The sequence below is a fragment of the Kitasatospora sp. NPDC048722 genome (genome assembly GCF_040650235.1).
Lineage (GTDB): Bacteria > Actinomycetota > Actinomycetes > Streptomycetales > Streptomycetaceae > Kitasatospora.
Map to the genome: position 1 here is coordinate 1 of NZ_JBEZGX010000017.1, position 20,007 is coordinate 20,007.

The 20,007-nt window shown below is 71.3% G+C and carries 20 protein-coding genes and 2 pseudogenes; 17 read left to right on the forward strand and 5 right to left on the reverse strand.

From position 1 onward, the window contains the following. Together AB0C76_RS14920 and AB0C76_RS14925 are read left to right on the forward strand one after the other, a co-directional pair. The coding region (locus tag AB0C76_RS14920) for an integrase core domain-containing protein (RefSeq protein ID WP_359964735.1) at nucleotides 1–174 on the forward strand (174 nt) is incomplete at its 5' end. Nucleotides 175–269: 95 nt separating this feature from the next. Next, a complete protein-coding gene (locus tag AB0C76_RS14925; RefSeq protein ID WP_359964737.1) occupies nucleotides 270–935 on the forward strand; it encodes an SRPBCC domain-containing protein in 666 nt (221 codons plus the stop codon). 15 nt (nucleotides 936–950) lie between these two features. Here the strand turns inward: AB0C76_RS14925 and AB0C76_RS14930 are convergent, their stop codons facing one another. Next, nucleotides 951–1,631: a hypothetical protein gene (locus tag AB0C76_RS14930; RefSeq protein WP_359964528.1), complete on the reverse strand. Its 681-nt coding sequence runs from the start codon at nucleotides 1,629–1,631 to the stop codon at nucleotides 951–953. Nucleotides 1,632–2,355: 724 nt separating this feature from the next. On the opposite strand from AB0C76_RS14930, the gene AB0C76_RS14935 reads away from it, so the two are divergent. Both AB0C76_RS14935 and AB0C76_RS14940 read left to right on the forward strand, forming a co-directional pair. After that, the gene (locus AB0C76_RS14935; protein WP_359964739.1) at nucleotides 2,356–3,552 is read left to right on the forward strand and encodes a hypothetical protein; all 1,197 of its coding nucleotides are present in this window, start codon (nucleotides 2,356–2,358) and stop codon (nucleotides 3,550–3,552) included. Between the two features lie 139 nt (nucleotides 3,553–3,691). Then, nucleotides 3,692–4,057, forward strand: coding sequence for a transposase (locus AB0C76_RS14940; RefSeq protein WP_359964530.1), 366 nt, complete (start codon nucleotides 3,692–3,694; stop codon nucleotides 4,055–4,057). Here AB0C76_RS14940 and AB0C76_RS14945 read toward each other — a convergent pair. After that, on the reverse strand, nucleotides 3,957–4,628 hold the full coding sequence (locus AB0C76_RS14945; protein WP_359964532.1) for a DUF4232 domain-containing protein: 672 nt from the start codon (nucleotides 4,626–4,628) through the stop codon (nucleotides 3,957–3,959). The genes AB0C76_RS14940 and AB0C76_RS14945 overlap by 101 nt on opposite strands. Before the next feature lie 878 nt (nucleotides 4,629–5,506). Here AB0C76_RS14945 and AB0C76_RS14950 point away from each other — a divergent pair. The 4 genes and pseudogenes from AB0C76_RS14950 to AB0C76_RS14965 all read left to right on the forward strand — a co-directional run. After that, nucleotides 5,507–5,872 (forward strand): hypothetical protein, encoded by a 366-nt coding sequence (locus AB0C76_RS14950; protein WP_359964534.1) that lies wholly within the window; start codon nucleotides 5,507–5,509, stop codon nucleotides 5,870–5,872. A gap of 50 nt (nucleotides 5,873–5,922) precedes the next feature. Then, nucleotides 5,923–6,087: pseudogene (locus AB0C76_RS14955) on the forward strand (dehydrogenase); the annotation flags it as partial. A gap of 284 nt (nucleotides 6,088–6,371) precedes the next feature. Continuing rightward, nucleotides 6,372–7,013, forward strand: coding sequence for a hypothetical protein (locus AB0C76_RS14960; protein ID WP_359964536.1), 642 nt, complete (start codon nucleotides 6,372–6,374; stop codon nucleotides 7,011–7,013). A 37-nt stretch (nucleotides 7,014–7,050) separates the two neighbouring features. Beyond that, nucleotides 7,051–7,534, forward strand: a pseudogene (locus AB0C76_RS14965) (transposase); the annotation flags it as partial. 61 nt (nucleotides 7,535–7,595) lie between these two features. Here AB0C76_RS14965 and AB0C76_RS14970 read toward each other — a convergent pair. Further along, nucleotides 7,596–8,096: a hypothetical protein gene (locus tag AB0C76_RS14970; protein WP_359964538.1), complete on the reverse strand. Its 501-nt coding sequence runs from the start codon at nucleotides 8,094–8,096 to the stop codon at nucleotides 7,596–7,598. Between the two features lie 809 nt (nucleotides 8,097–8,905). After that, a complete protein-coding gene (locus tag AB0C76_RS14975; protein WP_359964540.1) occupies nucleotides 8,906–9,163 on the reverse strand; it encodes a hypothetical protein in 258 nt (85 codons plus the stop codon). A 508-nt stretch (nucleotides 9,164–9,671) separates the two neighbouring features. Here AB0C76_RS14975 and AB0C76_RS14980 point away from each other — a divergent pair. Continuing rightward, a complete protein-coding gene (locus AB0C76_RS14980) occupies nucleotides 9,672–10,367 on the forward strand; it encodes a hemerythrin domain-containing protein (RefSeq protein WP_359964542.1) in 696 nt (231 codons plus the stop codon). A 564-nt stretch (nucleotides 10,368–10,931) separates the two neighbouring features. Then, nucleotides 10,932–11,783, forward strand: a complete 852-nt coding sequence (locus AB0C76_RS14985; RefSeq protein ID WP_359964543.1) for a patatin-like phospholipase family protein — start codon at nucleotides 10,932–10,934, stop codon at nucleotides 11,781–11,783. A gap of 309 nt (nucleotides 11,784–12,092) precedes the next feature. Here the strand turns inward: AB0C76_RS14985 and AB0C76_RS14990 are convergent, their stop codons facing one another. Continuing rightward, nucleotides 12,093–12,509, reverse strand: a complete 417-nt coding sequence (locus AB0C76_RS14990; protein ID WP_359964545.1) for a DoxX family protein — start codon at nucleotides 12,507–12,509, stop codon at nucleotides 12,093–12,095. 243 nt (nucleotides 12,510–12,752) lie between these two features. On the opposite strand from AB0C76_RS14990, the gene AB0C76_RS14995 reads away from it, so the two are divergent. From AB0C76_RS14995 to AB0C76_RS15025, 7 genes are all read left to right on the forward strand, one after another. Continuing rightward, nucleotides 12,753–13,370, forward strand: a complete 618-nt coding sequence (locus AB0C76_RS14995; protein WP_359964547.1) for a hypothetical protein — start codon at nucleotides 12,753–12,755, stop codon at nucleotides 13,368–13,370. Between the two features lie 1,126 nt (nucleotides 13,371–14,496). Continuing rightward, the gene (locus AB0C76_RS15000; RefSeq protein ID WP_359964549.1) at nucleotides 14,497–15,444 is read left to right on the forward strand and encodes a hypothetical protein; all 948 of its coding nucleotides are present in this window, start codon (nucleotides 14,497–14,499) and stop codon (nucleotides 15,442–15,444) included. An 87-nt stretch (nucleotides 15,445–15,531) separates the two neighbouring features. Beyond that, nucleotides 15,532–15,930 carry a roadblock/LC7 domain-containing protein gene (locus AB0C76_RS15005; RefSeq protein WP_359964551.1) on the forward strand — a complete coding sequence of 133 codons (399 nt, stop codon included), beginning with the start codon at nucleotides 15,532–15,534 and terminating at the stop codon, nucleotides 15,928–15,930. 142 nt (nucleotides 15,931–16,072) lie between these two features. Then, nucleotides 16,073–16,477 (forward strand): hypothetical protein, encoded by a 405-nt coding sequence (locus AB0C76_RS15010; protein ID WP_359964741.1) that lies wholly within the window; start codon nucleotides 16,073–16,075, stop codon nucleotides 16,475–16,477. Between the two features lie 33 nt (nucleotides 16,478–16,510). Then, on the forward strand, nucleotides 16,511–16,708 hold the full coding sequence (locus AB0C76_RS15015) for a hypothetical protein (protein WP_359964553.1): 198 nt from the start codon (nucleotides 16,511–16,513) through the stop codon (nucleotides 16,706–16,708). Nucleotides 16,709–18,222: 1,514 nt separating this feature from the next. Then, nucleotides 18,223–18,666: a hypothetical protein gene (locus AB0C76_RS15020; protein WP_359964555.1), complete on the forward strand. Its 444-nt coding sequence runs from the start codon at nucleotides 18,223–18,225 to the stop codon at nucleotides 18,664–18,666. A 340-nt stretch (nucleotides 18,667–19,006) separates the two neighbouring features. Next, nucleotides 19,007–19,711, forward strand: coding sequence for a hypothetical protein (locus AB0C76_RS15025; protein WP_359964557.1), 705 nt, complete (start codon nucleotides 19,007–19,009; stop codon nucleotides 19,709–19,711). The last annotated feature ends 296 nt before the right edge of the window (nucleotides 19,712–20,007 follow it).

The window sequence follows — 20,007 nt, forward strand, 5'->3', positions numbered from 1 at the left end:
AACCGCACCCTGCTCGACGAATGGGCCTACGCCAGGCCCTACCGCACCGAGCAGGAACGCCGCGACGCCTACACCGACTGGCTCCACACCTACAATCACCACCGCGGACACACCGCTCTCGCAGGCAAGCCACCCGCCAGCCGCGTCCCCAACCTCACGGGTCAGAACACCTAGCGCGGCCCCGGGGCCGGCCGTCGGCCGCCTGTTCGCCGGTCACCGGACGAAGGCGGGGGCAGGCGGATCACCCCCGGCGGCTGACCCAGCCCCGTATTCCGTTCCGGTGGCCGGGCACGCACCCGGGCATGGACCAGGCGCCGGGCGGGTTCGTTCTCCGGGCGGACGCCCTCGACCTGCGCCCCGGCGGCACTTTGACCTACACGATGACCGCGACGGGCGCGCAGCAGGTGGCCTTCACGGAGGGCGCGGGGCTCCCGCTGAGCACGACGTCGAGCGAGACCTGCACCGTCGTGGAGCCGCAGCGCCGGCTCGGCTACACCACGCTGGCCGACTTCGTCCCCGGGGTGACCCCGTACGAGTTCCTGACCGAGGCCGAGCTCACGCCGACCGATGACGGGGTGCACGTGACGATGACGGTCGACGCCATGCACGACCAGGAGCGGACCGATCGGCTGGTCACCGGGCGGCGCAACGAACTGGCGAACCTGGCGGCCCTGGTCGGATCAAGGAAATCGGGCCGCGGTCGGGTGGGGAACCCGTCGCGCACGCCGAGACGTGACAGGTCGGTGCGATGCTGCACGCCGCCCTCGCCCAGCACCGCACCCGCACCACCCACCGCGCTCCAGCATGTGCTGCGCCGTGAGCGCCACCGCCGCGACTTGATGGCAATCTCCGGAGCCGGCTCCGGCCGCGGTTCCGCGAACGACGCGCACCGCCAGCCGTGGCCCCGGCACTCTCCGGCACCGTCCGGCATCTGACGCACTGACAAGACGTCAACCGGTTGCCGGCGAGTCCGTCCCGGTGGGAGGTACAGCACAGGGAGGGGTCCGGCCGAGCCCGACCGCACTGACACCGGTGATCCACACCGCGGCGAGCAACCGCCACAGCGGCTCCGCGCGGGTCACCGCGGGCACCGGTATCGAGACCAGGGAGAGCAGCAGCAGGGGGCCGACGGCGACACCGAAGAGGACCAGCCACCGTGGCCCGCGCCCTTGGGCGAGCGCGCTTCGCGAGACGTACCACAGCAGCCCGGCGAGCCCGGTCAGGTGGATCGGGCCGCCCGCCGCGAGCGTGAGCCGGGCCAGGACGAGAAGGGTGTCGTCGTCCGCACGGGCCGCGACCGCCGCCAGGGCCAGCGCCAGCGCGCTCGACACCGCGAAGGCCCCGGCGGCGAGCCACATCGCGAACCGCGCCCGGCGATCGGCACCCACTGCGATGGAAGCCCCGAGGCCGAACCGGAGCAGTCCAGCGGCAGCGACCAGCTGGAGAAGCGAGGACACCGCAACCGCCGTACCGCTGTGGTCGTAGTAGCCCCTCAACTGGCCCACTGTGGCGGTGGGCAGGAACACGGAGCCCCTGGCCAGCACCGCCCCGAAGACCAGGCTGGCGATGAAGCCGACCACGAAGACCGGTCCGCCGAGTCGCCACCCCCGGCGTGGATTTCTGCTGTCCATGTCCCCCTCGTTCAGAGTCCGACCACACAGGAGCGGCCGCGTCGACGGAGGTCGCACCACCTGCCGCGGCTGTGCCCAGCAAACCCGGAACTGCCGTGCGGCGTCGTCGTACTGATGGAGGCGGTTCCGCTACTACCCGGGGAGTAGCTCCGGGGGGCGTCACCCCCGCCGAGGCCTGCGCACGGCACCGCGAACGCTTCGGCCTCCGCCCCGGACCACCCGGGATCCCGAAGGTAGCGTGGATCAACGACACCGCCGAGCGCAGGGAGCCCACCCCGCGAACCTCATGGCGTCACAACCGTCTCGCTGGACTTGAAAGCTTCCGCCACGCTGCCGAGAGCACCAGGATGTCCCGATCCCCGATGACTGTCATGGATACTCTGGCAGGTACCTCATCCGAACGGTCACTCCTTCCCGGGCCCCGAGCCGCGGCCTGCACCGACGGTACGGAGGTTGCCGATGGCTCTCTCGCGAGAACCGGCCTGTGCACCGCCGTCCCAGGGCACGACGGCCCATCCGCCTCCGGTACGGCGCGCCCGTGGTTTCACGAAGGGTCTACCCGATGCCACCGCACCAGGTCTCCGGCCTGCCGCTCCGGCTCCGGCGCAGCAGGCGGTCACGACGGGCCGATGCCGTGCGGCTTCGGGTGCGTGGTGCTTCCCGTGCACGTCTCAGGTCCGTCCGCAGCCCGGAACGAACGGCGCGATCGCTGGCATCCCTGTTGGTGATTCTGCTGGTTCTGCTGGTAACTGCGCTGTTCCTCGGTTTCTTCGGGGTCGAGGATGTCAGTGAGGCCCTGGCATACACCGGCCGTTTCACCGGTGTGCTTCTGCTCCTCGGCGCCGTTGCCACGCTTCTGGGCGCAGTTGCCGTGGTGGACTACTGGTTCCGGCGCAGCTTCGCCTATTCCGGGATGGTGGCGTTGCTTGGCACCGCCACGGCAGCGGTGGCCAACGGAATGCTCCTCGTCGCCACCCTGAGGGACGGCGACTCCACCGCCTACACGCTGTTGTGGTGCGTTCTGACGGCTGGGTCCGCATGGGCCGCTGTCACGGTCTATCGGACGTCGGTGGTGATCCCGTCACCCAAGCGGGTCGCAGCGGCGGTGATCGTCTCCGCCGCTGTCGCTGTCGCCAACTTCGGTTACACGCAGCTGTATCAGCCTTACGAAACCGAGGCCGACCCCATCCTCGACGTGACCCTGGAACAGCCAGTGCTGAGAGCTGACGGGAAGGCGTTCGCGCTGCCGGTCACCATCAGGTTTGAGAACCGCAGCAACGTTGGCCTGTACCTGCTCGCCCCGGAGTTCAACGTCATGGGCCGCAGAGCGCCGTTGAGTCAGACGGACCGCCTGACCTCAGAGTGGCGAGACGACATGGTGCAGGGGAAACAGTTGTCCCGTTGGGAGATCAACGAGTCCCCCCAACTGGTCGAGGCCGGTAGCTGGACCGTCTTCGGCAGCCTGATCGCGGCGCACCAGACGTTCACGACCAACAGGGTTGTGGAACTGCCCGTTGACACCCCGTACGACCAGGTCCAGGTCAGGGCGAGTACGGCGATCGCCCGCCGGGACCGGCTGAGTCTGGACGCCTTCGGCACCCCTGGGGAGTATTCCTGGCAGAGCCACCACGGAGCCCCCCGGGGACTGGGAATCAGCACCGCGGACTATGTCACCTACCGGGGGCGGATCCATGAGAACAACGCGATCGCCGAGCACACGAGAGACCCCCGCTACGTCACCATGTGGTGGGTCTTCGGCGACAGCGGCTCAGGGGCGGCCGGCACGATCGCACGCGACGGTGAGGACGACGAGCCCGCCACGGGCGCCGAGGCGGTCCAGCTGGCGGACCGGTACGGCTTGAGCTTCCTGAACAAGGGCTGGGTCGTGAAAAGCCTGTGGGGCATCAAGGGCCAGCGGTGATCCGCAGTGGCCCCGGCGAGAGCCGCGCATCCATGGGGCCCGTGGGTTTCCCCCGAGGTGTGGAAGGTCGCCGGAGATGGCCTGATCGGCCATGAGAAGGGAGCCTCTGCCGTGGCTGCACCGATGAAGCACCCGCCCGTTGCGACAGCGAGCTGTTGCCGCATACCGCGCCGCCGGCCCGAAGCCGGTGATCCGGCAGATGGCCCGTGAGCTCGGGGTGCACCACGAGGCCCTGCGCAACTGGATCCGCCTCCTCCCGGGCGAGCGTTACGCCTTCGCCCTCGACGACCCGGAGCGGCTCCTCGGTCCGCGCGTGCGGCGGGAGTTCACCGGAGCGGGCGCGCCGGCCGCCTACGGCCGCAGGCGGCGCATGCCGGGTGGGCCGGGCCCGGGCGGGCCCGTGGTCACTGGCCCTGGCCGGCGCTTCCCATCGGGCCGATCTTCACCGGGGATCCGTTGGTGTCCGTGGCGGGCAGCGAGCCGGCGCCCGGCCAGGGCAGGGTGACCGGCTGGGTCTCGTCCGGCGGGGTCACGACCAGGCCGGTGATCCGCAGGCCGGAGCCGCCCGTGTTGTTGGGCGGGTAGCTGATGCCGAAGTAGGTCGACTTGCCGGGTGCCAGGGCGGTCGTGACGACGGGCTCGCCGGAGCGCTGCGCGGACAGCGGGCCCGAGGGGGTCTTCAGGTCGACGCCGGCGTATCCGGAGAGCGTGCACTCCTTGCCGCTGTGGTTCTTCAGCTCGACCACGACGGTGTTGTCGGGGTCGCCGGTGATGGTGCGGTCCGCGGCGGTGATGGTCAGGTCCGCGGTCCGGCACTTGGCGGTCTTTTCGGCCGGGCCGGAGCCGGCCGGTGCGGCGGTGGGCGGCGTGCCGGTCTGCCCCGGCTTGCTTGTGGCCGGTGCGTGCGAAGCCGGTGCGTGCGAAGCCGGACCGCCGGTGGCGGCGGTGCCGGTGGATGCCGTCGGGGCGGCGGTCGGGGCGCCCTGTGCACTGTCGGTCTCGTCGTTCTGGCAGGCGGTGAGCGAGAGAGCGGCGGTGACGGCCAGGGCGGCGAAGGCGAAGTTGCGGACGCGCACGGTGTTCTCCTCCAGGTGGGGCGGCGGTGCCCGGTGCTCGGTGCGAGCGGGCTTTCGAAAACAGGGACTGCCCTCCCGCTGGAACCGTTGCGCCCGGGCCACCCCCAGGACAGTGCTGTGACATGTACGGCCGAAACCACCCGCGCCGCCGCCCGCCGTACCGTGCCGCATCCTGCCGCCGACCTGCACGGACGCCGGTCCACACCGCCGCCGCGCACCGTTGACGCCGTTGCCGATCACCGGGACAGACCCGTGACGCAGACGATCTTGACCACGGACCACGACAACACCGCCCGCCCCGGCACGCCGGCACGACGTACTCGGTCCCGGCGCAAGCCGACGGGGTGGCCGGGCCGCCGCCCGACTCCGAATCGACGTCGTCCTCGACGTGACGGCCACGGAGCACGCCCGGCCCAGGACCTGACGAACCGTAGGTAGGTCGCGCTCGGCGCGGTGGCACCAGGGCTCACCCACCATCGGGGGTGGACAGCCAATGGAGGGGGGCCAGGTGTTCGCCCACTACAGCTGATCCACGACCGACTCCCGCCGACACCGGCCGGGCGTCGTCCCTGCCTCGCCCCATCCGGCGCCGGGTGGGGCCGGCGCCCCGAATCGTCGAACGCCGGGCCTCACTTCGTACGCATGGGCGATCGTCCGGTCCCGGCCCGTGATGCTGAGCGTGCCGATGGGGCGCCCGCACCGTCCCGGTGCCCCCGGGGTGCACGCCATCGACCGTGCCCGGCAGGGGAGTTGACGAAGGTAGTTCGGGTACGTCACGCTCGATGGGCCGCCCGGGCGGGCCGTCGGCCACGTTGCCGAGCGTACTTCGGACGCCCCGGCCGGATGTCCACCGTGCACCCCCTAGCGGAGGTACCACCATGCCCAAGCGCCGTCCCGCCGTCCCCGGAGCCGCTGTCGCCGCTCTGGCCCTCGCCGCCCTGTTCCTCCCCGCCACCGGCGCCCACGCCGCACCGACCGCCGACTCGTGCACCAACAACTGGAGCATCGGCTCCGCCGAGGGCTACGCGAACGGGAAGTGGTGCAACTACGACACCAAGGTCATCGGCACGGTGCACGACACCAAGGCGGACGGCCGCTGCCCCTACGTGCACGGCGGCCTCTCCGACGGCGGCTACGTCGACAGCGACTGGGCCGGCGGAAAGGGCAAGTCCCGCTCCATCACCCTCCTCGCTCCCTCGAACACCCGCTTCACCAGCCTGAGCATGCGCTACATCAACTGTTGACGCCCACCGCGGCGGCAGGGCGGTGGTGTCCGGCGCCTTCGTGTTCGCCGAACATCCTGATCAACGTCGGCTGCCCCGGCTACGTCGCGACCGGCGTCAACGGCTTCCGCGGGGTGCACACCCCCGAACAGGGCGCGGCGATCGCCGTCGAACTCGCAACACCGCCCGACGGCGGCCCGACCGGTCAGTCCTTCGAGGACGCCGGTGCAGTGCCTGGTGATGTGCAGGGCGGCCATCTCGCTCTCGTTCAAGCCGGGCCGCCGCGCTCGCCGTCCCCGATGCCGCCGAGCAGGTCGTCAGTCGTACGAGCATGCGGGGTGGTGCCGACGCCCGCGCCTTCGCTCACCACCGGCCTTCGGGGGGCCATCCGCGCCGCCCCGGCGGCCCCGCCGACTTCTTGAGGGCTGTCTCCTTGATCGGGCCGGGTGGGCGGCCGGCCCGGAACAGTCCGGCAGCCCCGGGCGGGGGTGTGTCGGTGTGGAGCGGCAGGATGACCTGCATGACGGACGGAATCGCCTGGCTCGCGGAGCCGCAGAGCATCGCCTTCGGCGGCTACAGCGTGACGCTGGCCCGGGGCCTCGGGATCGAGGCGCTGGCGGCGCGGATCGCGGCCTCGGCCCAGTGGTCGCAGCGGACGGTGGAGCCGGTCGGGGAGCTCACCGGGGACGGGCTGCTCGAGGCGTTGGATTCGGAGTGCGGGGACGCCTTGGACGGGATCGGGCTGCGGCTGGGGGTGAGCGGCGGGTGGACCTTCGCGGTGGCGTACGGGGGCTGGTTCGGGGAATTCCGGGACGATCCGGCGATCTCCGAGGGCGGGGCCGAGGTCTTCCTGGTGGAGTACGAGGAGGAGAACGGCAAGCCGGTGCCGCCGACCTTCCACTACCACCGGGACGGCCGGACGATCTGCTCGTTCAATCTGCACCTGGACGACTCCTGGGGCAACGGCCAGGTCGTCGGAGACCCCGATGTCGCCGGTCCGGTCAAGGAGTTGCTGAGCGCAGAAGGCCTGCCGGACGAGGAGCGGGCGGACCGCGAGGTGCACCGGACCACCCTGGGGGTGTTGGAGCGGTACTTCGGACTGACGCTCTCCCGGGCCCTGGTGCTGGAGGCCCCGCTGCCGGCCGTCCTGCTCGCCGGCTAGAACGTGACTCTTCGATGGGCTGAGCTGTTGATCGGATGTGCCTGTCCGATTGGTGATCAGTGAGGCGATGTGGGGCCGGATCGAGCCCTTGATGCCGCCCGATCCGGTCCGCGGGCGGCGACGGGCGAACCACCGCCGCACTCCGGAGACGATCGCGTGGAAGTACCGCACGTGCTCGCCCCGGCGGGATCCGCCCGACGGGCTCGGCTCCGTTCGGGACCGCCGACAAGCGGCTCCTGCACTGGGTGGTCGACGGTACCCGGGCGAAGGTCTTCGCCGCTGTTCGCGCCGCAGCGGACGCGGGCGACGACATCGGCTGGACCGTCTCGGGTGGACTCCACCGTCTGCCGGGCGGTGAGCGCGGCGCGCTCGCGCTCGGCGGCGCCGGCCCACCAGCACGCCGCCGGTGCCCGCGAAGGGACACCGGCCGAGGAGAGCCGGCCGACCACGCGCTCGGACGCTCGCGGGGCGGCCTGAGTACGAAGGTTCACCTGGCCTGCGACGGCAACGCCCGTCCGCTCCCCGGTTGTCCTCACCGCCGGACAAGCGGGCGGCGCGCCCCGCGTTCAGGGTGCCTGCCTGTCACGAAGTGCTCGGCTGCGGGCTCATCGCACGCTCGTACAGCTTCTCCCGCGCCCGCTTGAGCAGTTCGGCGGTCTTCTTCCGCGACGCCTCCTCCGCCTTGTCGAGCGCGCCCGGGTAGTCCGCGGACATCCCCGAGCCCGCGCTGTAGTCGACGTCGACCGTCAGGCGCAGATTCCCGTCGCAGATGGCCGACTTGAAGCTCAGTTGGTCGACCGGCCCGGGGATGGTGTCGGTGAGCGGGTGTCGGACCGACACCTGGTAGCCCTCTTGGCCGAGCCCCCCGCCGTCGGTCATCTCGAACCTCCGCGTCTCGGTCGGCTTGGGTCCGCCGAGCGGGGACTTGGCGATGTCCGCCTCGACCTCCAGCCAGTGGCAGCCGCGGGCCGCCTCGAAGACCGTCGCATCGATGTCCACCCGCCAGTCCTCCGTTGCCGGACCGCCGTCGTAGCCGCAGCTGAGCGTCTTGGACGGGTCGCTCGCGATCCCCTCGCTCGTCACCGGTATGGAGCTCCTCAGCTGCCCCGGCAGGCCAGGATCGCCCACCACCGCGCACAGGTTATCGACCGTGCGGTACCAGCCGACCTGTTTCGTCCTGCTGTCACTACTGCTGCCACCGCCGCCGCAGGCGGTGAGGAACACGAGGCCGGCAGCCACGAGGGCAGCCGCGCCGGTACGGGAGGTTCGATTTCGACTCGTCACCGCGCCAGGCTAGTGCTGTGACCGCATGCGTTCACCGGGTTTGCGATCACTGACGTCAGGAGCCGAGCTCGTCGGGTCTTTGCGAAAGTAGATCTTGAGTTGCGATGATCACGGCGTGGCGCGAGCGGACTTGACGGACCGGCAGGGGACACGACTGAGCCGTTGCTGCCGGTGGGGAAGAAGCCTGGGAAGCCGCGGACGTGGACGCGTCGGCAGCTGATCGACGGGATACGGGTGGATCGGTGACGGCCTGGACGTCGGGATGATTGCGATCAACGGCAACGGCGGCGGCCGGTTCTACGACGGCGCCTGGCCGGACGGCAGCGGCTTCGTCGCGACGCACGTACGGGGCGGGGCGCAACGACGTCGGCGACCTGATCGGGCTGAGCGGCGCCCAGTCGGGCTGGAAAGTGCGACTGCCGCGCCAGCCAGCCAGCCAAGCTGGCGCCGCGTGGCCCTGTTGGAGCCTCAGAGAGCGGTGAGTCACATGGGGCACGTCACCAGGTCCGGCCTGTGCGTGTCGACTGGACTCGTGCCTTACGGCGCCAGGACTGTCTCACCCCGTTTCGCTTGCCGGGAGGGCTTGACGAGCGGGCTGGGACGGACGACTACTGGCCGGGCGGGGCGTCCTCGATGGCGGCGAGCAGGCGGGCGTGGACGCGGGCGGCGGCTTCGCGGGTGGCCGGGTCGGGGTCATCGAACTGCGGGGCGATCAGCTCGGCGGCCGCGGCGAGGACCGGTACCGGGACGGTCGCCTCGCGCAGGTGGAGGAGCTGGGCGGCGGCCTTCTCGCCGGGCGTGGCCCTGGCGCGGGCTTCGGGGATCAGGGCGCTGATGCCGCGAGGCAGGGGCTGGGTGCTGGTCACCCGGCTCATTCTCCCGTGTGGCGGGCGCTGGTGATCACCACGGCCGGTCGTCCGGTGGCTCAGCGGGCAGGGTGCCGTGGTGGTGGCGGGCGGCCTCGGGCTCGCGGGGCGGACGGTGGATCGAGTGGACGTGGACGATCCGGACCGTGCCCGGGTCGCCCTTGCTGGACCGTTCGGGTGACTGCGGGGTTCGGCGCCGTTGGCGTGGTGGGCAGAGCCTGGGGCATGACGGCACCCCAGACCGAGCGCCGCCGCCACCGTCGGCGCCGTCCGGTCCCGCCCACCCCCGAGTCGGTCACCCCGGTGCGTTTCCCCGACCGTGCTCTCGACCCTCCAGCTCGTTGTCGGCTGAAGCAAGCGGGTAGTCGAGCGAGCGAGGGTGTGGGTAGGTCGGTCCGGGCCGCGATGGCGGGTGAGCGGCTCACCCTGATCGCCGACGGCAGAGCCAGGGCCACTAAGCTGCGGGTTCTCCCAAGCGATCACCGTTCCCTCACAGAAGTGGACCCCGATGCCCACCACCGCCGGCCCGCTCGTGGCCAACGAGCGTCTGGACCCGCAGGAGATGGTCGTCCTGCACCGTGTCTTCCGCCGCGAGATACCGCTCCTGGCCGACCTGGTCGAAGCCGCCACCCCGGGCGACCGGCGGCGCACTGCCGTGCTCGCCGACCACCTCGACCTGGTCCTCGGCGCCCTGGGCGAGCACCACGATGGCGAGGACCATCTGCTGTGGCCCAAGCTGCGCGAGCGTGCCGCCCCCGGCGACACCGTCGTCGCACGGATGGCCGAGCAGCACGAGGCCATCGCCGGCGCGCTCGCCGGGGCCACCGAGCTGTCGCACCGCTGGCGCACCCGGGCCGACCGCGACACCGCCCTGCTCCTCGCCGAAGCCCTGCGCGCACTCGACCGGCACGCCGCCACCCACATGGACGACGAGGAAGAACACCTCCTTCCCCTGATGGCCGACCACATCACGCCCCGCGAGTGGAGCGAGGTCGGTGAACGCGGACGCCGCAGCGTCCCCAAGACCAAGCTCCTGATCTTCCTGGGCGCGATCCTCGAGGACGCGACCGCCCAGGAACGGCAGCTGTTCCTCTCGCAGATGCCCGCCCCCGCCCGCCTCCTGTGGCGCACCCTCGGCACCCGCCTCTACAAGCGCACCTCCACCCGCGTCCGCCGAACCAACGCCGTGGTTCCCCAGGCGTAGCACTCGGTCCCACGGGCAGGAGGACGGAGTCCCGCGCCCTCCCACGGCACAAGACAGGTCCGGCCGACGCTTGAGTCCGGGATGACCGCTTCCGGGAGCGCCATCAGCGCCCGCCACGGCCCCGCCGGGCGCTGGTCCTGCGGTCGTTCCGGCGCCCCGGGGCATCCGGTGGTGGCCAGGCGGGGTGCTCAGGCTGGTCGGACAGCGCGAAAATCGTGGCCGTCAACCCTGCAAAGTGGCCATCTGCCGTGCAAAGTCACACCACCTCCGGGCAGGCGGGCCCGGCCCTTCGCTGCGGCCACAGACGCACCACGGCCTCGCTGTTCGGCGCCCGGCAGTCGGCACCAGGAGCAAGCGGGAGCCGAACGCGGTGCTGGTCGCGGCGTCGTTCGGGAAGATCTGCGCGTGGGCCCTGCCGCACGGATCGGACTGGCTGTCGCGAGCGCTGCGGATCCTGAAACCCGATCACCGGCCCGAACCGCGCCGCCCTCCCTCGGTGTATCCTGGCCCGGAGGTTAACCGGGGAGCTATCCCCACTTCTGGGGGTGGGGGAAGAGGGGCGCCATGAACGGGACGGCACTGGTACTGGGCGGCGGCGGCCCGGTCGGCGGTGCGTGGCTGACCGGCGTACTCGCGGGCCTCACCGCCGGCGGGATCGACCTGACGGCCGCCGACACCATCATCGGCACCTCGGCCGGAGCCGTCTTCGGCGCCCGGCTTGCGAGCGGCGAACCCGCCTACGAGCTGTACGAACGTCAACTAGCCGACCTCGACAGGGTCGAGATGGGCGTCACCGCCGCGCAGACCTTGCGCTTCCTGTGGGCTGCCCTGGCCACCCGCAACCCGGAACGCTCCGTCCGGCGCCTGGGCCACGCCGCCCTGACCGCGCGCACCACCCCCGCCCACGACCTGTCCGAAACCGTGCGCACCCTGCTGCGCGACGCCACCGCCTGGCCCGCACAGGCGCTGCGAATCGCCGCCGTGGACGCGGAGACCGGCAGCGTCGAGGCCTTCGACGCGGGCTCCGGGCTCGACCTCGCGGACGCGGTCGCCGCCAGCTGCGCCGTCCCCCTGATCTGGCCGCCCACCGCCGCCCTCGGGCGGCGGTGGATCGACGGCGGTACCCGCTCCACCGGCAACCTCCAGCTGGCCACCGGCCACCGACAGGTGCTGGCCGTCTCGCCCGTGCCCACCGCCGTCGGGCCACATCCCAGCGCCCAGCAGCAGGCGGCGCAGCTGCGCGCCGCCGGCACGCACGCCACCCTGATCACCCCGGATGCCGACGCCCGCCGCGCGATGGGACGCAACCTGACCGCCAACGCCCGGCGCCCGGCCGCCGCCCGGGCCGGCCACCGCCAGGGCACGGCCCTCGCCGCCTCGGTATCCCGCACCTGGCCGGTGGAGCGCACAACCTGAGGGTGCGTGGCGGTTCGGGGCGGACGGACGGGGCCGCCACCCGTTGAGCAACGGCCTCGCGTTCAGGTGGCTCCCGCATGGCAGTCCGCCCAGGTGCGGCCAGGCGCCGGGGACCGAGGACTGGAGCGGAATCGGGCGATCATCGACTCGATCGTCCGCGCCTTCAGGTGAGCAACGGCTGACAGCCGCCGACCGCCGCCGCACCGCACGTGAAAAGGGCCCGGATCAGGCGTCGGCGCGCTCCTCTACCGGCACTTGGAACAGGCCCCCGTCGCCGTGCCCGTGCCGGCGGGTCCTGCGAGCGCCCGGTCAACGCCGGAGGCCGAGCAGCTCGGCCGTCTCGGCGCGCCGGCTCCAGGCGATGACGGACAGCGGCACCATGAAGAGGAACGGGGTCCCGGCGTTCTCCCCGTGCATCGCGGTGAGCTGGGTGAGGAACGCGAACACGAGGAAGACGATGAGCGCCGTCGCGGCCGGTCCGGCCAGCCGCCCGACCAGCAGGCCGATGGCCCCGGCGAGCTCCACCAGTCCGGTCAGGTACATGAACCAGTGGCCCCAGCCGATGGCGTCGAAGACGGTGGTGGCGGCGGGGAGCGCGAGCAGCTTGGGCAGCGCGCTGGCCAGGGCGAAGAAGAGCGCGAGCAGGATCCGCAGCGTCCAGACCGACCGGACGGCGGCCTTGCTGGACTTCACGGTGGTGGTGGCGGCGGTGGCGGTGGTGGACATCTCAGGTCTCCCCGGGTCGGCTGTCGTTGCTTTCCCGGGTTTGACCGTCGCCACCGCCTGAACTCATCGGTCCGGTGAGAGGCAGTTTCCCGGGCTTTCCGGTGGCTCGATCACGGCGGGGGAGTCGGCCCGGGCCCTCCGGACGATCACCTGCGGGTGCGGACACGCCGCCGGCGCCTGTCTCCGTGCCCGGCGCGGGATATCCGGTGGCGGGCGGTGGGAGCTGCCCGGCAGTATGCCGCCATGACGACGAGCGGAGCCCCGGGAACGGTGGCCGAAGCGGTGCGGGAGCTGCGGGGGATCGCCCACTGGTGGGTCGACGGCCGGTACGCCGAGCCGCAGTCGCTGATCCGGGCCGCTCTGGGCGCCCTGGTCGCCGGCGTGGACACGCCGTCGCTGTGGCTGCTCGCCTGTCTGCTCAGCGGCGAGGAGGACCAGGCCCCGGGGCTGTTCGGCCGGGTGATGGACGAGCTCGGGTTCGGCCTCCAACTGCCGGACGACGAGGGGGACTACTGGCAGGGCCGGCTGGTGCTCGCCCGCTGGTGGGCCGCCGAGATCGTCGGCGGATGGCTCGACCCCGTCGAGGGGGCCGGACTCATCGTCGAGAACGTGGCCGAGGCCTACGGGAAGTGCGAGGAGCTGGCACCCATGGTCGACGCGGTGGTGGCGCACATGGGCGATGCCGGATCGCAGGTGCCCGCGGACGAGATCGCCGCGCACCTGACCCGGGCCGCCGGTGAACTCCTGGTCCGCATCCCGTCCCCGTCCGGCGGGCTCGTTCCGCACGACCTGGCGGATCCTGCGCGCGCCGGCAGCGCACGATCAAAGCCGGTCAGTCGAGCGTCTCGATTGTCTCGATGATCCTGCCGGTGCCGGCCGGTTCAGGGTGGGGGTGGCGTCGAAGGGGACGTCGGGCGTGATCGCGTCGACGCCGGGCGCCAGGCCCACCGTGGCGTTCACCGCCACCGGGCGCCATGTCCCGGGGCGGGATGAGCTTCGCCGGCGGCATCAGCAGCCCGAACGGCGCGATCGTCAGCAGAACGATCCGAACCGCGCGCACACCGCCCGGGCGCCGGGCCGGACGGCGCCGGTTACGGTGGCGCTGCGCCCGTGGCCAGCGTGGTTCGCGCCTGTTTGCGCAGCCAGGCGTGGGCGTGGTCGGTGTCGTGGCGCTGATGCCATGGATCGCCGCCCACGTCGACCTGGCCCAGGGGCAGCAGCCCGAGAACATCGCCCTCGAACCGGACGGCTCCGCCGACCTCACCCTGTCCTTCGCCCGGCAGACCGGCCGGTGGGCGGCGAGCACGTCCGGTCGGACCGGACGTCCACCGGGATCAGGCCCCACGGTGCCCGGGGGCGGCGACGAGTACGCAGGGCGGTCGTTGGATCCGTGGCGGGGCCGGGTCCACGGGCTGCGCGGGCACTGCGAATCCGTTGCCTCGGAGGCGGGGGGCCGGCGCGAGGCCGCCGAGTACGTCGATCCGGCGCTCTCCGCGGCGGAGCGGGCGCGGCTCGGTGAGCACACCGAGGGACGGGTTCGCCGCCGTCCTCGACGCCTTGGCCGTCGCCGGGGGAGCGGCGGGCGGCAGTCCCGTCGGTCGGGCGTGCCGGCCGGCGCTCGGCCGTCCGTTCCCCGCTGCGGCGGGCCGTGGCGCTGACCGTCGAGGTTCCCGGCGTCCGCAGTGGGGCGAGGCCCTGTCCGACCCGGCCGACAGAAACAGACAAATTCTGGAATTCGTACGACCTCGGCATGTGCGGATTCGTCAGTCGACGTTCACGTGCAGGCGGTTCGAGTCATCTCGATTGTTCATTCGGCCTGCTCGACTACAGTGCGATTCCCGCGCCGGACCTCCGTGGAGTCGGTGGCGGATTGTCAGATGGAACGCAGCCGATTGCAGGGGCATGTCAGGATTCATCATATCGATGTGCGGGAGATTCGTCACCGATTCCGTTTTCGTTCAGCCGCCGTGCGAACCGGGGGGCGGTCGTGAATGAGGTCGGTTCCGAGGTGGTGCTGTCGCGGCTGACGGCCGCTCGACCGAGGAGTGCGAGCCAGGAATTCACCCGGATGCTGACCGGTGTCTCCCGTGACCGGTTCTCCGGGGCGCTCCTCGTCGCCGGGGATCCGGGCGGCACCTTCCACCTGCGGCGCGGTGCCATCGTCGGGGTGGCCTCACCCGGTGCCCCCGGTGTGGACACGCTTCTCCTGCGTTCTGGCCGGGCCATCCCGGACCGGGCTCCGGCGGGCGGGTCCGGGGTCGCCGGGAGTACGGGAGCCCCGCAGGCCGCGCTGGAACCGGTCGGTGCCGCGGAGCTGCGGCTGATCCGCGGGATGGCGGCTCTGGACGCGGCCCTGGCCATGGGAATCGGCCGTATCGACGGATTCACCGTCGACCACGACGCCACGGCGCACCGGTCGGCCGCACCGGAGGAAATCGAAACGGAATGGTTGCTCCTAGAAGCCGATCGCAGAATCAGGGCGCTCGATTCGCTGGGGCTGTCGATCTCCCCTTTCCACGACCGGCTGGCCCGGAAGAACGCCGGCGCCGCACTGAGCGGTTCGGCCACCGGCGAGCGACGGGAGATCCTGTTACGGGCCGACAGCCGGAACACCTCGCGGGACATCGCCTTCCTGCTCGGACGAAGCCTCTATGCCATTACCGTGGAAGTCCTGCGCATGCTGGGCGAAGGTCTCGTCGAGGCGGTGACCCTGCCCGGAAAGAACGGCCCGGTTCGGTCGTCGGCGACGGCGGCCGACCGGACGCCGACGGAAGCCGCCGCCTGCGCGGTCGGCGGCGCCGCCACTCGCCTGCCGCGCCGCCGGCCGGGCGCGAGCGGCATCAACGAGGTCCTCCCGCTGCGACCGGTGGCCAGTCACTGGCAGCCGCCGCCCACGCTCGTGGCGAAGTACCGGGCCGCCGGAGGGCATTCATGAGGGCCTCACCTCGCGTCCGGCGCAGGTGGGAGCTGGTTCGAGCGACACGGCTCGGGTCGAAGTCAACGCGCACGTGACAGGAGAACTGTGACTACCAGGGACGACCAACTGGTTGCCGAGATGCAGGTGCTACGCGACCGGGTCATCGGTGTCACCGACATCGTGGTTGCTTCCGCCGACGGCCTGCTGATCACGGCCGAGACCGACGGGACCGAGAGCGCGGAGGGTCTGGCCGCTCTCACGGCAGCGGCCCTCAGCATCGCCCGCCGTGTCGGCAGGGTCACGAGCATGGGCGTGCTCCACCACACCGTGACGCAGTTCACCGACGGCTACCTGGTCGCCCAGGCGATCGGCGAGATGGCACTGATCGGGATCCTCGGCGACTCCGGCACGGATGTGAAACGGCTTCACATCGAGGCGAAGGTGTCCGCGGAGCGCATCGGCACCCTGCTCACCACGGGAAGCACGGCGGATCCGGGCGACTGATCCCGGCACGAGCCGAAGACATCGGTTCGAAGGAACGCGGCCGATGTCCGTACGGACCGGGCTCGGTACCGGCCCGGTAAAGAGACGACAACACCGGAGAAGGAGAACGATGAACGTGCCGGAGGCCCACGGGGCCCAGAGCATGACCGAACGGGTTTCGAGCGTGGTCAAGGGGCTGCGCGCCGAGGTGCCGGACTGTGTGGCCGCGGGGGTCATCGACATGTCCACCGGCATGCTCCTGTCGGTGGAAACCGTCGACTCGCACCCCCCGGAGGTCCTCGACATGCTGGCGGCGGCGACCCTCGACCTGTTCCAGGGCCGCAACGTGGTCATGATCGAGGGCATCTTCAAGGAGCGGCGCGGTGTGGTGAGCGACCGGCACTACTTCCAGGAGATCCTCGTCAACAGCGACAACCTGGCGCACCTGTTCCTGCGGGTCGACAGCGCCGACGAGGTCGTCGCCGTGGTCGTCTGCCGCAAGTCGGTGAACGTGGGCATGCTGTTCGCCCAGGCCCGGCGGGTGCTGAAGGATCACGGACGGCTGTGAGGCACTCCGCCGCCCCGGGCCGGTGGTCCGGCGGTGGCCCGCCGGACCCGTACCGTCCCGCCCGTCAGTACCGACTTCTGCGCGCAGTACGGGGCCGAGCGGTCCGTCGACCTGAGCACGATCCGCGTCGTGGCCCGTGCCTACATGCAGCCCGACACCCTCACCCGCCCGGCACTCTCCTCACTGCTCCTGGACCGCGTGCTCGTTTTCACCCCCAGGTGCAAGGACTGACGGCACATCACACCCCGGGGGGTCCATGGAGCGGACCATGCTCACACGCCGTGCCCCGGCAGCACCGGCGGCGGAATTCGTCGCGTCCTGACGCCCTGGCCGCCGTCCGTTCGTGATGCGTCGCCGACCCGGCTGTCGGCAGGACGAGAACCGTGAGTGGTCGGGCCTGCGCGAAGGACCGCCCGACCACTCGTTTCCGCGTCCGGGCCACGACCGGCCGCCCGGGCGGGACCAGGTCAGCAGAACCCGCCGGCCGCCCTGTGCCGTCCCGGCCGTCCATGTGGTCAGCTCCTTCACCTGATCGCCGCCAGGTGCGCCCGGCGTCCGGCGACGCGCGGCTCGGTGCTCGTGCCGGTGCCGACGGCGCGGGCCGACGGCGCGGGCCGACCGCACTGTTCTGATCCGGCAACAACCCGTACAGCCGCGGACTGCGGCACGGAAAGCGATGGCAGACGGGCCCGCTGGGGCCCGGTCGCTTCACTCGCACGGGGAGTACCTCACTGCGTGCACCGCCCCCTCGTTCGAGTGTCTCTTGGGGCTCCTTCATGGTCAATCCGGGTGGAGGCATGCCGGTGTCCGGTTGCCAGCGCCACGTTCCCCACCCTCACGAGCGCAGGCCGCCGCACTGCTGCTGTCCCGCGTGGACGACCACGAGCCTCAAGATCACCAACTGCTTCCCGGACGGCCGAACAGTCGCTGCTATTCGAGAGGTGTGCGGTCGGGGTTGTGCGAAACGGCTGGAGGAAGGCCCGGACGGCTCCGTAGCAGCCCGTGCAGCCGCAGCCGCGCTTGACCTTCCCTGGGCCCCGGGGCAGGTGGCAGTCTGGGGGCCGTCAAGCCGCCGTGGGTGACGTCCAGGGAAGCCCCGTCCTGGGGCTGCCGCGCCTGCTGTCGCGTGGGGTGGTGTCGCGTGCTGTGACGTGGGCGGAAATACTCCTTCCAGCGTATCCGCCGCCTGGTGGAAGAGGACAGCGAGGCGAACACCCCTTCCTCCGGCATATACGCCTCGGCCCACGTTCCGACTCCTGGCCGAGAGTCCTCCTGGCGAATGCGAAGAACACCGGCTTCCGGTGGCGCCGCCCCTGACCGGCGGCCGGGTGTACCACGAGGTGCAACACGGCCTCAGTGCGGTGGCCCCCACCGGTGCCGTCTACGCCGCTGACCTACGAGAACTCTGGCGATCCGGGTCAAGCCCCTCCGGCGAAGCCGCAGGCCAGCGGCGGGGAAGCGGCGGGGGAGCGGCCACCAGTGACTCGCAGGACGTGGTTCGGATCAGCGTGCTATCCGTCGAAGTCGCCGTACCCGGCCTGGGCGCGGCGCCTGCACTGGTGAGTTTCGCTCCCTGGGGGGTGCTTCTCGTCCGGGCGGCCAACAGGCCGGTGAGTCACGGGTGTTGGTGAATCTGGTGGTAACTGCACACTTCCGGAGACAGGCTGACAACCCGCCGGATAATGTTTATCGTGCGCATGCCATCAAGCTATGCGGTTGCCGACCACCCTCGCTCCGGAGATGAGATGAAGAAGGCCATCAGCCTCCTCGCAGTTCCCGTCGTTCTCCTCTTTGCCGCCGGCCCCGCTTCGGCAGCCGACAACGAGACCAAGTCCTGGAATCGATTCACGAGCACGGACTCCCGATGGCACTGCGGCCCCACCAGGACGTTGTGGTCGGGGGTCCAAGCCCAGTCCTGCGTGATTCTTGCGACGGACGGTCTCAGCTACCAGGGGGCGACGATCGTCAACACCGACGTCCCCAGGAACATGTCGGCCCGGACGGAGTCGTTCGAAGCCGGGGTTCGAACCTGGTCGTCGGTGTGTGAGGACTCGCTGCTCCCTGCGGGTCGCTCGGTCTGCTTCAGCAAGACCATCACCGGTCACAACGGCAACGCCGTGCAGGCCCGCAGCCAGATCCTGAGCACCGCCGACATCTGGACCTCGCCGACTGCCGTCCTCGGCTCCTGAGATTCAAGTGTGGGCCCCAGACGACGGCCTGGGGCCCACACTCGTGATGAGCAGACGGCCCGGCACGGTGAGCAGTTCGGCCTCGTCACACCTGAACACGGCCGTGATCCCCTCGTGGTCTCCCTCGCCATCCGGATGTCGAAACCGGTCTCGGAGAACGTCTCCGGCTCGCTGGATGTCCTCCCGCTGCTCGCCGGGCCATGAAATCGATGTCCCGACACGCGGACGTTCACCCGGAACGCGGGAGGTGCACCCGTGGCAGATCCAATGAAAGGATCATCCCAGTCCTGTTCGCTGGCGCACCTGCCCGTCACGCACACGCACGCTTCCGGGGGGAACGATGACGACACGCACCCACGCACTGTCCGCGGCCACGGCCCTGGCCGCGGCCGCGGTACTCCTGCTCGCCGGATGCAGTAAGGAGGTGCCCGCCCTGAGGTTCGGCTCCGCGCAACCGTCGGGGGACCGGCTCGCCGCACAGCCGCCGTCGGGTCGCTCGCTGGCCCTGGCCCAATGGCCGCACGCCTGCGAGGTGCTGAGCGACGCCGAGATCAAAGCGATCCTTCCACAGGCCGACGGCATCAAGCGACAGCCGGTCAAGGTCACCGTCATCAACTTCAACCCGCTGTCCGGGGCAGATCAGGGCACGACGGGCGATGTGCCCGAAGGCGGCTGCAAGTTCAGCTTCGGCCTGCCCGACAAGTCCGAGAGCGCCGGTAACAGCAGCATCAAGCTCACCTTCACCGCTGTCGCCGATCCCGCGCTCGTCGCGAAGAGCTATGCCGATGACCTGGCCCACGCCCGTGACGACGCGACCAAGTACCACAAGGAGTTCGAGGACCTCGGCACTTCACTGGGCCCGCAGGGCTGCTACGCAGGCGACCTTGCCAGGGGCAACCTGACCTGCCACCAGGGACCGTACGAGTTCGAGGTGAGCGGCACCTCGACGGCCGGCGGCGTGGGGGAGTACCCGAAAGCGGACCGGAACTGGAGCGACAAGGTCCTGCGCCAGGTTGCACGTACCCTCGGCGCGCGCATGCCGTGATGGCGGCGAACCGACCCGCGCCGAGGCGCCCCGGCCGACGGGCCGCACGCCGCCTTGCGCACCGAGGTCCTGGCCGCCCTGGCTCGGGAGGTGGCCGACGGCCCGGAGCGGGAAGCCGACCGGGCCCGGGAGTTCGCCCGCGGAGCGGCGGACCGGGCCCGCCGCCGGTGAGCACCCCGAGCCGGGCCGGCACCTCGTCGTCTCCGCCACCACCGGCCGGGCCTGCGCCTGCCGCCCGGCGCGGCCGGTGTGCCGGCAACCCTGACCGACAGGCCCGCCCCGGCAGCGCGGGCGCT

Excerpts from the sequence above, each read along its gene's own strand:
- AB0C76_RS14930 (WP_359964528.1), bottom strand. The coding sequence starts at position 1,631 with ATGGACAGCAGAAATCCACGCCGGGGGTGGCGACTCGGCGGACCGGTC.
- AB0C76_RS14950 (WP_359964534.1), top strand. The coding sequence starts at position 5,507 with ATGCCCAAGCGCCGTCCCGCCGTCCCCGGAGCCGCTGTCGCCGCTCTG.
- AB0C76_RS14960 (WP_359964536.1), top strand. The coding sequence starts at position 6,372 with ATGACGGACGGAATCGCCTGGCTCGCGGAGCCGCAGAGCATCGCCTTC.
- AB0C76_RS14980 (WP_359964542.1), top strand. The coding sequence starts at position 9,672 with ATGCCCACCACCGCCGGCCCGCTCGTGGCCAACGAGCGTCTGGACCCG.
- AB0C76_RS14985 (WP_359964543.1), top strand. The coding sequence starts at position 10,932 with ATGAACGGGACGGCACTGGTACTGGGCGGCGGCGGCCCGGTCGGCGGT.
- AB0C76_RS14990 (WP_359964545.1), bottom strand. The coding sequence starts at position 12,509 with ATGTCCACCACCGCCACCGCCGCCACCACCACCGTGAAGTCCAGCAAG.
- AB0C76_RS14995 (WP_359964547.1), top strand. The coding sequence starts at position 12,753 with ATGACGACGAGCGGAGCCCCGGGAACGGTGGCCGAAGCGGTGCGGGAG.
- AB0C76_RS15010 (WP_359964741.1), top strand. The coding sequence starts at position 16,073 with ATGACCGAACGGGTTTCGAGCGTGGTCAAGGGGCTGCGCGCCGAGGTG.
- AB0C76_RS15020 (WP_359964555.1), top strand. The coding sequence starts at position 18,223 with ATGAAGAAGGCCATCAGCCTCCTCGCAGTTCCCGTCGTTCTCCTCTTT.
- AB0C76_RS15025 (WP_359964557.1), top strand. The coding sequence starts at position 19,007 with ATGACGACACGCACCCACGCACTGTCCGCGGCCACGGCCCTGGCCGCG.